We start from the raw sequence: 13,166 nt of genomic DNA, 5'->3' as shown, positions 1-13,166 counted from the left end.
CCATGTCCAGGGTCCGACACGCCGCGACCGCGTCAACCAGTCACAACAGAAAACCCTTGTCCGCCAAGGCATCCAGACCAGGATGAAAAAGGTTCCGTAACCACCGCCATCAGCGCCTACCTCAGGTCTGTTCCCCCAAATCGCGCATGGTCCAGCGTGTTCGGCCGGTTGACCCACCTGCCCGTCGCGGATCTTGACGTCCGATCGCGTCGATGAAGATCACCGGGTACGCCGCGTCGAGGGGCCGGTTCTGCCGCTCGACCACATCCAGTCTGGTGTGCCCTGTGACCGTCCAGCAGTCCTGAACGAGATTTCCTCGTGACCCTCCAGGCAGCGACGTACGACGTCGCACCGGAGGAGAATGCGGTGATCGCGGATCAGCGTCCACGGAGGGACCCGATGCGACACCACCTCAGCGCTCTCGTGCTCCTCGCCACCGCGGCACTGCTGACAGGCTGTGGCTCGACCGGTGACGACCACCGGCTCACCATCTCGGTCGCCACATTCGGGGATTTCGGTTACGAGTCGTTGTTCCGCGAGTACGAGTCCCTCCATCCTGAGATCAAACTCGTCTCCCGGATCACCGAGTTCGAGGAGCACCACACCAAACTGGCGACGCAGCTCGCGACCGGTCGTGGCGCGGCTGACGTTGTCGCGATCGAGGAAGGCTACCTGCCGCAGCTGCGGCAGTCCTCCAGCAAGTTCGTCGATCTGGCCGACCTCGGCGCCCTGAGTCTGCGCGAGCAGTACACGCCGTGGAAGTGGGAGCAGGGACTCGCCGACTCCGGCCGAACGGTGCTCGGGCTGGGCACGGACATGGGCAGTTTGGCACTGTGCTACCGCAAGGACTACTTCGCGGCGGCCGGGCTGCCGACGGACCGGACAGAGGTCGGCGCACTGTGGCCGACGTGGGAGGCCTACGCGGAAGTCGCGAAGCGGTTCAGCACGACCAAACCCGATGTCGGGTTCGTCGACACAGCGGCCAGCATTTACACGTCGATGCTCAACCAGGCGGAGGAAGGCTACTTCTCACGCGCTGACGACTCCTTCATCGGAGACCGCAATCCTCGGGTACGCGCCGCGTTCGACCTCGCGGGAAAGCTCGCGGAGGAAGGACGAACGGCCAGGCTCACGCCGTACTCCCAGGAGTGGACCGTGGCGATCAGGCAGGGCTCGTTCGCGACGGTACCGTGCCCGGCGTGGATGCTCGCGCTGCTGCGCAACGCGGGTGGTGACGAGAACAAGGGCCGGTGGGACGTCACCTCCGTACCCGGTGGTGGCGGCAACCAGGGAGGCTCGTTCCTGGCCGTGCCGGCGCAGGGAAAGCACACCGCGCAGGCCTACGACGTCGCCAAGTTCCTCACCGCGCCCGAGCAGCAGAAGCGAATCTTCCTGGAAACCGGCAACCTGCCGAGCGAACCGCAGGTGTACCGCTCACCCGAGGTGCTCTCCAAGACCGACCACTACTTCAGCGACGCACCGATCGGCTCGATCTACGCGAAAACAGCCGACGCGTTGCGTCCGGCCTACCGGGGCGTGCGGGACTTCCTGGTGCGGCCGAAGTTCACCGCCGCGCTCAACCGCGTCGAAACCGGCCGGCAGTCGATCGCCGACGCGTGGCAGCAAGCCATGTCCGAGACGCGCGGGGACCTCAAGTGACATGGCGTGATCCGGCCTCTCCTCGTCGTAGGACAGAGGCGGACCCGGACTCTCTCACCGGGCGGTCAACGCCTGCTGCCGGGCAATCCGGAAGGCGTTCAGGTACTTCGGCAACTCGCGCAACGCCGCTTCGAGCCCACCTGGCGTGACCTGCTCGAAGAACGCGGCGTCGACGACGAACTGCTCGATGGACGGGTCATGTCCGCCGCACTCCCGCCACGACGGGTGCCGCCACGCCTGCAGGCCCCATTCACGCAGGCGCAACAAGGACAGAGTGCGTTCGATTCCGGCGATCAGCTCGTCGGCCTCGGCAACCTCGATCGTCAGTTTGCCGTCCTCGGCGAGCGAGAGCATCAGGTCACCTCGGTACGTCACGTCGTACTCAGTCACTGAAACCCTCCACACCTGCCGTACAGCCTGAGAAGCGCTGCGGCCACTGCCCACGCACGTTCAGCTGCCTCGTAGACCACCTCATGTGTCGAGAACACCACCGTGCAGCGTCAGAGCCAAGCCGAGCCGGCAACACATTGCACTTGTGCGCACTGGGTATTACCTGCGGGCCGCGCGTCGCCGCAGTGGGATGCCCGCATCTGGGTCCGCGGCCACCTGGACGAGACGATGCACGACGTGACCTCCCCCGGCCTACCCAGGCCGTAGATCGACCACCGGGTCTCCCCCGGAAGAGCCACTAAACTGCCACCGCCTGCCACTGAACGTTCCCCCGACACACGCGAAGGCTGACGCGGCACGCTGCCAGAAGCCGGATTGTGGGCCCGCTCGGTCCTCCGCCGCAACGTGAGCAACGCATCGTCACGAAACCGTCGACCTCGTCCACGGTGACAATCAGCGCTATTTCACAGGTACGGCACCACCTGTGCCGCGTGACCGGGTTGGCGTGGACAGACGAGGAAACACATTGATGGAGCCATTTGTTGTGCACATGACACGTAAGCCGGTCCTCAGCCACGAGGAGGCCGTGGTCTTCCGCTTCGTCCTCCTGGACCAGGCGGGCATGCAGTGGATTCTCTGCGCCCACTCCGTTCTGCCGCGTCGCGGACCGCCATTCGAGGCGGTGTGCGCGCTCGTAGCTGGCGACGGCGCGGGCGAGTTCTCGAGCCGAGTCCACCCCGCCCCCAGCGGCGGCCAGCTCGTGCACCCTGCCCTTCGCCCGGTACCAGGCGGCGGCGACGTCCGGGGGGTCCGCATCCGGTCGTCCTGGGCGCGGAACAACCATCTCGATCACTGCGCTGAAGAGCACCTGGGCTCACCTCACTCGCATCCGGCTTCGACGCCGGGTGACCATCGAACCTCGATGAACACCCTCAGAGTCTCTTCTGGACGAGCATCCGCCAAGCGTGGAGATACCTGACCGACTACGTGGGTCAAGGGCCTCGTCTCATCCCAGGCGCAGCCGGGTTCGCTGTGGTTGGTCAACTCATGGCTGCGGATGTCATGGGACCGGGTGACATAGCCGGTGGCCAAGGTGCGAAGCAGGCGCCCAGGAGATCGCCGGCCTTCACCCGGATCCGCGAGCGGCGGGGCACAGGGCACGTGCCCCGGCCGCCGCGGGTGCTGCCTGAGGTGGCGGGGCAGGGCCCCGGCAAAGTCGCTCGGCCGTCAGCCAGGTTGCGGGGTTGGCGATTCGATCAGGTGCCGGACCCCGGGCCCTTGTCGTGGTGGATGAAGGGAACCTTCATCGACCTGGCTCGCAGCGTGGACACGCTCTCACCGGGCATATCGGGCGGACTGGGTGAACTTTGCCGCGGGTGCTGCCTGAGGTGGCGGGGGACACTTCTACGGCACCACCACGGACGACTCCCTGGGCTTTGTGGACCAAATTTGAAAGTCTTCGAACTACCGGAATCTCATCGCCACCGATGCGACGTAGATACTCTCCACTGATTTCGAGCCAAACGCGGAAATCTTCCGGTCGGCCGCCGATGGTCACAATATTGTCAACCTTCGTACCTGTTTCCAAAAACTCCCCGAGGAAGCCGGAAAGTTCGAGTACCAGTCACCCCGAATGAGACTAGTGTGCAGGGGGTGACCGTGCGTGACAGAAGAAGCAACCTTCCGGCCGAGGTGACGAGCTTCGTCGATCGCCACCGGGAGGTGGCCGAGGTGAAGAAAGCATTGCCGACCGTTCGGATGCTCACCTTGTCCGGAGCAGGCGGCGTGGGCAAGACCCGGCTGGCCTTGCGGGTGGCCGCCCGCGAGCGCAGAGCGTTTCAGGACGGGGTGTGGCTGGTCGAACTGGCCGCCCTGCAGGATCGTGGACTGCTGGAGCAGGTCGTGGCCGACGCGGTGGGATTGCGCGATCAATCCTCGCGGTCCGCCAGAGAAGCTCTGGTGGGGCACCTGCGCGACAAGGAGATCCTGCTGGTCCTGGACAATTGCGAGCACTTGAGCGATACCTGCGGGATACTCGCCCACGAGCTGCTCGCGACAGCCCCTGGGCTGCACATCCTCGCCACCAGCAGGCGAGCACTCCGCATCCCGGGAGAACAGGTCCTGCAAGTCCCACCGCTGCCGGTGCCCGCGATGGACGACCTGATGCCGAGCAACTGCACCGACGGCAACGACGCGATTCGGCTGTTTGCGGAACGGGCCGCCGCAGTGGTTCCCGACTTCGCAGTTACGCAGGCCAACCGTCCGATCATCGGACAGATCTGCCAGCAGCTCGACGGGCTCCCACTCGCCATCGAGCTCGCCGCCGCACGGGTGCGGATTCTGTCACCGGAACAGATCCTTCACCGGCTCGACGACCGGTTCCGGCTGCTCACCGCGTCCAGCCCCGCAACGCTGCCGCGGCAACAGACGCTGGCCGCGGTGCTGGACTGGAGTTTCGACCTGTGCTCCCCTGAAGAGCAGCGGCTGTGGGCGCGGATGTCGGTGTTCGCCAACGGATGCGACCTCGACGCCGCCGAGGCCGTGTGCGCGGGTGACGGGATCGAACCCACTCAGGTGATCGACATCGTGGCCGAACTGATCAACAAGTCGATCCTGGTCAGAGATGAGGTCGAGCACGGCGCCGAGGTCAGGTACCGCATGCTCGACACCGTCCGCCACTACGGCAGGGACAAGCTTCGTCCGACCGAACGTGACACGCTGCAGAAGCGTCATCAGCAGTACTTCCTGCGATTGGCCGAGCGGTACGCCGCCCGGTGGTTCGGCCCCAACCAGATCGAGATAGCCGCCCGGACTCGATGTGATCACGCCAACCTGCGACTCGCTCTGGAATACTGCCTGAACACCCCCGGTGAATCCCAGGCGGGGTTGCGGATGGCCACCGTACTGTCCTTCTACTGGAAGGGATGCGGCTACCTGGCCGAAGGACGACGCTGGCTGGACCGGATGCTGGCGGTGGAGACCGAGCCGAGCCGCATTCGGGCCACCGCGCTGTGGAACAACGCCCACGTGGCTGCGATGCAGGGCGATCACTGCCTCGCCATGGACATGGCCACGCAGTGTCAACAATGGGCCCAATCTCACGACGACCAGAGCACGCTCGCCTACGCGAAGTTCGCCCTGGGGACGGCGAAGTTCTTCAGTGGTGATTTGCAGAACGCTCAGACGTTACTGAGGGAAGCCCTGGCGACGTTTGAGGCGCTGGGCGAGCTGAACATCAGCGTCATCAGCATCTACATTTCATTCATTCCCACAACCGCTTACCTCGGAAACGTTGAGGAAGCAATTGAACTGGCCAAAAAGGCGACCGCACTGTGCGAACAGCACGGAGAGAGATGGTTCAGAGCTTACTCGTTTTACGCCCGAGCGCTTCCGGAATTGATGCGGGGCGAGACGGAACGGGCGCAGACACTTCTCCGGCAGGCACTGCCGGACATGCACGAATTCAACGATCTCGTGGGCATCGTGTTCAGCATCGAGCGAATGGCCTGGATCGCGGGAATGAGCGGTGAGAGTGAGCGAGCCGCAGTGCTGCTGGGGGCAGCCCAACGCATCTGGCCACTGCTGGGCGGCCAAACTTTGATCAACTTCCGGCACTACCTGAGCGCTCACGAGGAGTGCGTTCAAAAGGCACGCGCGGCCCTCGGCGATCCGAGGTTCAAGGCTGCGTTCGACCGGGGAGCCGCTCTTGATCGCGACGAGGTCTTGGCATATGCGTTAGGTGACAAAACCACGGGCGCGGCTTCCGAACCCCGGCCTCGAGCCGCCGCTGACGACGCCCTCGCCGCACTGACACAGCGAGAGCGGCAAGTTGCCGAGTTGGTCGCCATCGGGATGTCCAACAAGCAGATAGCCGCACGGCTGGTGGTCACCGAGCGCACAGTGGAGGGACATGTGCAAAATGCCCTTGTCAAGTTGGGCTTCACGAACCGAGTCCAGCTTGCCACGTGGTTCAGCGAGCATGGACCGGAGGTGACCGGTGAGGACGATGCACCGGGTCACATGAGTCGCTGACCGACTCCGTGTCTTCAGAACTCAACCGTACAGCGCGATCGTCGGTAGCGGAGCGTAGCCGGGCAGCCGGATGCGAGAGCACTGCGGCTCTTCGTCATCAAGTACGTCCAGTGGCTGGCCCAGCTGGCCCAGCACGATCTGGTCCGTTCTTGTGTCGTCCCGCCACCACAGATCCGGGATCTGCGGGAGCTGACGCGTCAGCACACGCACCTGGCCCGTGATCGAGCACGCGTGATCAACAGGCTGGAGAAGCTGATCGAGAAGACTGAACCGAAGATCATCTCGATCACCTCGGGCACGCTGGGCACCTCCACCAGAGCGATGCTGGAGGCGATCGTGGCCGCTGAACGGGACCCGATCATCCTGGCCGAGATGACCAAGGCCGGCTACGGGCAAAGATCCCGCAGCTGTGGGAGGCGTGGCAGATCGCCCGGTTCAGCGACACGTCGGCGTTCGTGATCGACCAAGTGCCGGCCCAGATCGACATGCTCGACGCGCGACTGGCCGCCTACGTCGTCAAGATCGAGCAGGCGATGCGCCCTTTCGCGCGGGCCGAGGAACTGCTGATGACCATCCCCGGGATCTCTGATCGGACCGACTGTGACGTCATCGGTTCCATCGGCACCGACATGACCATCTTCCCCACTCCTTGCCATCTCGCCTCCTGGGCCGGGGTCTGCCCGGCAACAACCGCTCCGCCGACCACGAGCTGTCCTCGGCCACCACCCACGGAGATCCCTACCTGCGGGGCCGGCTCTGGATCGCCGCGCGAGCATCATCGCCCAGACCCGCAGCCGTCCCAACTACTTGAAGAGCTACTACCACCGGCTGCGCAAACGCCGTGCCCGCCGACTCATCGCCATACTGATCGAGCAGGGTTACGACGTCTCCAGTTGATCCCCGACCACACCACCTGACCACCCGCCGAACACCAGATGCCGCGCTGGGGCGGCTTAGGGAACAGACCCTGAGGTCTGCTCACCTGTCGAAGGCCAGCAGCCGCCCGAACTGCACAGCGACGGGCGTTTGGTACCGCACAATAGCCCATCCGGCCGTCACGGCCCGAACTCCGCTAGGACCGAAGACAGGTACCCAAGTACTGACCCAGGTACCTCCACGGTGACGCGGAATACGTCGTCGACGGAAGACTCGTTCCAACCTCGGTGTTGACGAACTTTCCAGGGTTGGAGGCGAGACTGATGGGCAGCGCCCCGTTCAACGTCGTGATCGAGATGAACTCCCTGTACCTGGCTCGCCCCAGCGCGAACGCCTCCGACGACACCGTCGCCGCGTGGTACCGGGCCAAGGGCAGGCTGCACGAGCGGATCGCTGCTGAGGGCGACGACGACGCAGTGCAGGAACTCGCGTATGCGACCGCGAGCTACGAGCACGCCATCCGCCTGGAGCGGCGCTCTTCCGCAGAGGCACTCCGGCAGACCGCATGAGGCCAAGTCTGGACTGAAATGGTGGGCCAGGCAGTGGCCGGCGTTCCGTGCGCTGCTTGCACGGATTCCAAATGGCCATGTCCGCTGAAGGCGAACCGGATAGCACCACGCGGTGTCGCGGTCGGATACACCGCAGCTTCAAAACGGAATCGAGCTTGTTTCGCCAGTGCTGTGCGCAAAACCGAGTGGCACCCGAGCACGATTGTCACTCGGAACGAGGATCGATCAGAAGGGTCGGTGTGGTCATGAGTGCTTCGCTCACTGTTGTTCCCGAGCCCGCGTCCATGTCCGGATCTCGCGAGACCGGCGGGGCGGCGCTCACCGCGGTCGACAAGGCGATGGTCGTGCTGACATCGGTGATCGGGAGTGGTAAACCCCTGTCCCTGGCCGAGCTGATCCGCCGGACCGGTTTGCCCAAGTCGACGACCCACCGGCTGCTGGCGGCGCTCTGCGCGCATCGAATGGTCGAGCGGCGCGACGGCTTCTACTACCCGGGCGAATGCGTGGTGAAACCAGCTCTACCCGAAAGTCATTCGGTTGTTCCGCTACTGCGCAGCGAATCCACGCCTTACCTCGTGGAGCTGCACGCCGCAACCGGTGGCACCGCCAGCGTTTGCGCAATGGCGAGTACCGGCCCCGTCTGCGTCAATCAGATCTACGGTCACCGCGGTATCCGCCTGGGCTCGAGCTCCACGGTACCGAGTGCGATAATCAAGATTCTGCACGCTCATCACGCAGAAAACGGCTACATGCTGCCGGGCAGACTTTCGGCCGGTGAGCTCTCGAAGATCAGGAGCACCGGTGTGGCACACGCCGACGAACCCGCTCGAGGCATCAGCAGCGTCGCCATCACCCTGCGGGACGTGGTGAGTGGCCGCAACTGGCCCGCTGTGCTCGCGGTGAGCGGAGGCACAAGAACCCTTGACGTTGCGGCCGCGACGCGAGAACTGCGGCGCTGCGCCTACTCATTGGCGCGAAACGTCCAACTCCACATTGGCCGGAGAGATGGCATGGACATCGGTACCCATGTCCAGTCGGCCAGCTGAAACGAGAAACCTCGCTGCGTTCGCATTCCGTGACGAGCGGAACTGCCGTGCGCCAGACACGGGCTGACCGCGATTCGACAGAGCACGAACAACGTCAGCCCCTTCAGCAAGGGAACATTCCTACCATTTGGCCCACATCGGGCGTACCCGAGGAGTGGCCGAGCTGCGTCCCGCCAACCACAACCACACGGTTGGCGCACACATGGCGACGAATACATCACGAACGAGTTGAACAGGCCAATCCACGCCTACTGTGCATGCGTGGTGGTCCAGCGCACCCAAGGTAACCTGCCGACCGACGTGACCAGCTTCATCGGACGTCGCCATGAGACAGCCACAGTGAAGAAGACACTGCCTGCGGTGCGGATGCTGACGCTTGCCGGGATCGGCGGCGTGGGTAAGAGCCGTCTGGCCGTGCAGGTGGCCTCCCAGCTCCGCCGAGCGTTCCCCGACGGTGTGTGGCTGATCGAACTCGCTTCGCTGCGGGACTGCTCGCTGTTGGAACAGACCATCAACGAGGCAGTCGGGCTTCAGGACCAGTCCGCGCGGTCACCGCGGGAAGCACTGATCGGCCACCTGCAGGACAAGAACCTGCTTCTGGTGCTGGACAACTGCGAGCATCTGAGAGACAAGTGCGGGAGGCTGGCCCACGCCCTGCTGACGGCGGCACCGCGGCTGCGGATCTTGGCGACAAGCCGGCACGCGCTGCACATCCCTGGCGAGCACGTCCTGCAGATATCTCCGCTCCCCCTGCCTGACCCGGGCTTGACGTCTCCTGCCGAGCTGGCCTCCAGTGATGCGATCCTGTTGTTCGCCGAGCGAGCGAGAGCGATGGTGCCGGGGTTCACGATCACTCGGGCCAATCGAACCGCTGTCGCCATGATCTGCCAGTTGCTGGACGGGCTTCCGCTGGCGATCGAGCTTGCCGCGGCGCGAGTGCAGGTCCTCTCCCCGTGGCAGATCCTGCACCGCCTCAACGACCGATTCCGGTTGCTCACCGCGAACAGCACCGTTGTGCGGCCGCGCCATCACACGCTGCGGGCGGTGGTGGACTGGAGCTACGATCTGTGCTCCCCTGCCGAGAAACGGTTGTGGGCACGGATATCGGTGTTCGCCGACGGATGTGATCTCGATGCGGCCGAGGCCGTGTGTGCGGGAGATGGCATCGATCTGGAGGAGGTGATCGAGGCCGTGGCGGGGCTGGTTGACAAGTCGATTCTCGCCACGGATCCGGCCGGCGGCACCATCACTCGGTACCGGATGCTGGACACCATCCGCCACTACGGGCGAGACAAGCTGCGTTCCGCCGAGGACGAGGTGGTGCTGCGGCGGCGGCACCGCGATTACTTCCTGCGGTTGGCAGAGTCGCACGCGGCCGAGTGGTTCGGTCCTACCCAGGTGGAGATCGCCGCCCGGACTCAACGCGAGCATGCCAACCTGCGGCTCGCACTGGAGTACTGCCTGAAGACCCCCGGTGAGTCACAGGCGGGGCTGCAACTGGCCACGGCCCTGTACTTCTACTGGAGTTGTGGCCTGGTGGCCGAGGGGCGGCATTGGCTGGATCAGCTGCTGGCGCAGGACGCCGCGCCGAGCAGAGCGTGGGCCACCGCCCTCTGGACCAACGCCCACCTCGCCACTCTCCAGGGCAAGCACGCCGAGGCCATCGGCATGGCCAAGCGGTGCCTGCAGTGGGCCGCTGCGGAGAATGAGCAGACCGTGCGGGCCTATGCCCAGTACGCCCTGGGAACCGCGGAGTGGTTCAGGGGCGATCTGCCGCGTGCGCGGAGCCTCCTGGAGGATGCTCTGGCACGGTTCGAGGCATTGGGCGAGCTGAGCTGCACCGTGATCGCCGCCTATGTAGCGCTCATCCCGGCGGTGGCCTATCAGGGAGACACCGGCTACGCGCTCGAGCTGGCGGAGAAAGCTCAAGCGCTCTGCGAACAGCGCGGCGAGCGATGGGTTCGAGCGTGGACGCTCTACGCGATGGCTCTTCCCGAACGGATGCGCGGACAAACAGCTCAGGCGCGCAAACACGTCCGGCAGGCTTTGCAGGAACTGCACGCGTTCAACAACATCAGGGGCACGGTGTTCCTGGTGGAACGGCTGGCCTGGATCGCGGCGGCCGACGGCGAGGGCGAACGGGCTGCGGTGTTGCTGGGGGTGGCCCACCGGCTCTGGCCACTGCTCGGTGGTCGATCGCTGACCAACTTCCAGCACTACCGTGCTGACCATGATGAGTGCGAGCGGCGGGCACGCGGTTTCCTCGGCGACCAAGGGTTCCAGAACGCATTCGATCACGGGGTCACTCTCGAACTCGGCGCCGCCGTTGCCTACGCGCTGGGCAAGGATGCCCGATCCGCGCCCGCGGCTTCCGCGGCTGCTCAGGGTTCGCCTGCGGTACTGACCCGGCGAGAACGTCAGGTCGCCGAGTTGGTCGCCGAGGGGTTGTCCAACAAGGACATCGCTGCCCGATTGGTGCTCTCCACGCGTACCGTCGAGGGCCACGTGGAACGGTGCCTGGCCAAACTCGGGTTCACCAGCCGTGTCCAGCTGGCCGCCTGGTTCGCCGAGCAAGAACACGGCCGGGACCCGTAAGAGCGCGACGATCCTGACCATCACCGTCTTCTGCGATGTCGACCAGCACCATCCGCGCACATTGAGCACTGATCGGGAGTGGGACCGGTGAACTACTTGGAAGCCAGCGACCGTCCGGGCATCTTCGTTGCGCACGACTACCCCGAACACCTGGTCGATCTCGGCGAGATCCACATGAACTACGCCGTAGCCGGTAATCCCCAACATCCTGCCGTACTGCTGGTACCCGCCCAGGCCGAGTCGTGGTGGGGCTACGAGCAGGCGATGCAGCTGCTCAGCGACCGCTACCAGGTCTACGCCGTCGACCTCCGCGGGCAGGGCCGTTCCACCTGGACGCCGGGCCGCTACAGCCTGGATCTTTTCGGTGGGGACCTGGTCCGGTTCATCGATCGGGTCATCGGCCGCCCGGTGGTCGTCAGCGGTATGTCGTCCGGTGGCGTGCTCGCCGCCTGGCTGTCCGCGTTCGCCGCCCCAGGCCAAGTTCGCGCCGCCGTCTGGGAAGACGCTCCCCTGTTCGCCTCCGAGACGAACCCGTCGGTCGGCCAGTCCATCCGCCAGGCCGTTGGTCCCATCTTCCAGATCTGGCACACGTGGCTCGGCCGTCAGTGGTCCATCGGTGACGTCGCCGGCATGCAAACCGCCATGAGCCGCGAACTTCCCCGCTGGATGTCCGACGCACTGCCGCACGTGACCGGCGACACCGGTGACCAGCAGGACGGCATTCCGCAAAACCTCCGCGAGTACGACCCCGAGTGGGCTGAAGCATTCGTCTCCGGCCGAGCATCACTGTGCTGCGACCACGAGAACATGCTTTCCAAGGTCAAGGTGCCGGTGCTGTTCACCCATCACTTCCACCACGTCGACCCCGACACCGGCAATCTGATCGGCGCGATCTCGGATCAGCAGGTTCAGCACGTCCGACGGCTTGTCGAGGACACCGGGAACTCCTTCACCTACCGCGTCTTCCCGAACATGCCACATTCCATGCACGGGCACGCTCCCGCCACTTATGTGGCCACGGTCACCGACTGGCTCGCGGGCCTGGAGGAAGACTGAAGCCCAGTCCGTGCCGACCAGGAGATCACCTCAGTGGCCGGCCATGTTGTTCGCAGGCCGCGTCACACGTTGTTCCCGGACGTTCAGCCGACAGATCACCAGATGCGCACTTCATACACCCTGGCCGTCTCCCCGCTGCCGTTCGTGCTGATTCGGAAGCCAGGATCGAGGGTCTCCGTGTAGTACAGGCCACCGTATTCCCAGTTGATCGTCACCTTGTTGTTGCCCGAGGTGATCGTGTGGACACCGTCGATGTCCACGGCGGTGACGCCGGCGTTCGCGAAGCATCGGTTGGTGCCCAGCCCGCCGCCGAGTGCGATTTCCAGCTTCACGAAGTCGTCCCGTTGGCCGCAGGCGACTTGGTCGATGGCGAAGGCGGGACTCGCCGGAACGGCGAGGAGCAGGCCCAGGACAGCCGCACCGCCGAGCCCGATCTTCTTGACATTCTTTCGCATAATGCGCTGATCTCCCACGCTGGTGAGCCTTTCCATCTTGTCGTGGCCAGCAGGAGCGCTTGCGTCGATGGCCAGCCAGAACAAGATGAAAAGCTTGGCACTAAAGGTCACTCGAGGTGGAAACCTGCGCTCGGACCCCTTGTCCTGCGCACGTCGAAGACTATCACCGAGAGGAGGCTCATGAATTAATTTCCCGCATTCTTGCCCGTTGGGCACCCTGACACTGCCCGAAATTATAGGGAGTGCCGTGCCGGTTCCGCGTGACCAACGCCCGCATGGTGGTGCTGTTTTCTGATGTTCGCTTCTACACCCGTGCCCGATCCGCCAGGTCCTCTCTCACAACCCGATTTGAGCCCCTGAGAGGGCCCTCGCGAACAGGTCCTTGTTCAGCCCCACAGGAGGGCATGCCCCAGGTCGGTGGCCGGAGCGGTGTACTGGGCCACAGGTGCTCAGCCGAGGAGTCAGCGTCCTGTCTGCGCCGACAGGGA

At 64.8% G+C, this 13,166-nt stretch carries 11 protein-coding genes; 8 read left to right on the top strand and 3 right to left on the bottom strand.

What is annotated here, in order from left to right; genetic code table 11:
* Positions 1 to 399: 399 nt before the first annotated feature.
* Positions 400 to 1,659, top strand: coding sequence for an extracellular solute-binding protein (locus ABZV40_RS19040; RefSeq protein WP_355442703.1), 1,260 nt, complete (start codon positions 400 to 402; stop codon positions 1,657 to 1,659).
* A gap of 54 nt (positions 1,660 to 1,713) precedes the next feature.
* Here ABZV40_RS19040 and ABZV40_RS19035 read toward each other — a convergent pair whose 3' ends face one another.
* Positions 1,714 to 2,049, bottom strand: a complete 336-nt coding sequence (locus tag ABZV40_RS19035; protein ID WP_355442700.1) for a hypothetical protein — start codon at positions 2,047 to 2,049, stop codon at positions 1,714 to 1,716.
* A gap of 1,653 nt (positions 2,050 to 3,702) precedes the next feature.
* On the opposite strand from ABZV40_RS19035, the gene ABZV40_RS19030 reads away from it, so the two are divergent.
* Positions 3,703 to 6,081, top strand: a complete 2,379-nt coding sequence (locus ABZV40_RS19030; RefSeq protein ID WP_355442697.1) for a LuxR C-terminal-related transcriptional regulator — start codon at positions 3,703 to 3,705, stop codon at positions 6,079 to 6,081.
* Between the two features lie 21 nt (positions 6,082 to 6,102).
* On the opposite strand, the gene ABZV40_RS19025 is transcribed toward ABZV40_RS19030, so the two are convergent.
* The gene (locus ABZV40_RS19025; RefSeq protein ID WP_355442694.1) at positions 6,103 to 6,291 is read right to left on the bottom strand and encodes a hypothetical protein; all 189 of its coding nucleotides are present in this window, start codon (positions 6,289 to 6,291) and stop codon (positions 6,103 to 6,105) included.
* On the opposite strand from ABZV40_RS19025, the gene ABZV40_RS19020 reads away from it, so the two are divergent.
* The 6 genes from ABZV40_RS19020 to ABZV40_RS18995 all read left to right on the top strand — a co-directional run bounded on the left by ABZV40_RS19020 (position 6,205) and on the right by ABZV40_RS18995 (position 12,223).
* The gene (locus ABZV40_RS19020) at positions 6,205 to 6,540 is read left to right on the top strand and encodes a hypothetical protein (RefSeq protein WP_355442720.1); all 336 of its coding nucleotides are present in this window, start codon (positions 6,205 to 6,207) and stop codon (positions 6,538 to 6,540) included. The two genes, ABZV40_RS19025 and ABZV40_RS19020, sit on opposite strands and share 87 nt — an antisense overlap.
* On the top strand, positions 6,537 to 6,998 hold the full coding sequence (locus ABZV40_RS19015) for a transposase (RefSeq protein ID WP_355442691.1): 462 nt from the start codon (positions 6,537 to 6,539) through the stop codon (positions 6,996 to 6,998). The genes ABZV40_RS19020 and ABZV40_RS19015 overlap by 4 nt, the downstream gene beginning before the upstream one ends.
* Positions 6,999 to 7,265: 267 nt before the next feature.
* Positions 7,266 to 7,526 carry a hypothetical protein gene (locus tag ABZV40_RS19010; protein ID WP_355442688.1) on the top strand — a complete coding sequence of 87 codons (261 nt, stop codon included), beginning with the start codon at positions 7,266 to 7,268 and terminating at the stop codon, positions 7,524 to 7,526.
* Positions 7,527 to 7,771: 245 nt separating this feature from the next.
* Positions 7,772 to 8,572 (top strand): helix-turn-helix domain-containing protein, encoded by an 801-nt coding sequence (locus ABZV40_RS19005; RefSeq protein WP_355442686.1) that lies wholly within the window; start codon positions 7,772 to 7,774, stop codon positions 8,570 to 8,572.
* A gap of 261 nt (positions 8,573 to 8,833) precedes the next feature.
* Positions 8,834 to 11,167, top strand: a complete 2,334-nt coding sequence (locus ABZV40_RS19000) for a LuxR C-terminal-related transcriptional regulator (RefSeq protein ID WP_355442683.1) — start codon at positions 8,834 to 8,836, stop codon at positions 11,165 to 11,167.
* An 87-nt stretch (positions 11,168 to 11,254) separates the two neighbouring features.
* Positions 11,255 to 12,223 carry an alpha/beta hydrolase gene (locus tag ABZV40_RS18995; protein WP_355442681.1) on the top strand — a complete coding sequence of 323 codons (969 nt, stop codon included), beginning with the start codon at positions 11,255 to 11,257 and terminating at the stop codon, positions 12,221 to 12,223.
* A 95-nt stretch (positions 12,224 to 12,318) separates the two neighbouring features.
* Here the strand turns inward: ABZV40_RS18995 and ABZV40_RS18990 are convergent, their stop codons facing one another.
* Positions 12,319 to 12,762 carry a beta/gamma crystallin domain-containing protein gene (locus ABZV40_RS18990; RefSeq protein ID WP_355442678.1) on the bottom strand — a complete coding sequence of 148 codons (444 nt, stop codon included), beginning with the start codon at positions 12,760 to 12,762 and terminating at the stop codon, positions 12,319 to 12,321.
* Positions 12,763 to 13,166: the final 404 nt, after the last annotated feature.

This window comes from Lentzea sp. NPDC004782 (assembly GCF_040609115.1).
GTDB lineage: Bacteria > Actinomycetota > Actinomycetes > Mycobacteriales > Pseudonocardiaceae > Lentzea.
The sequence above is the reverse complement of the archived record's forward strand: the minus strand, read 5'-3'. Positions and strand labels throughout refer to the sequence as shown.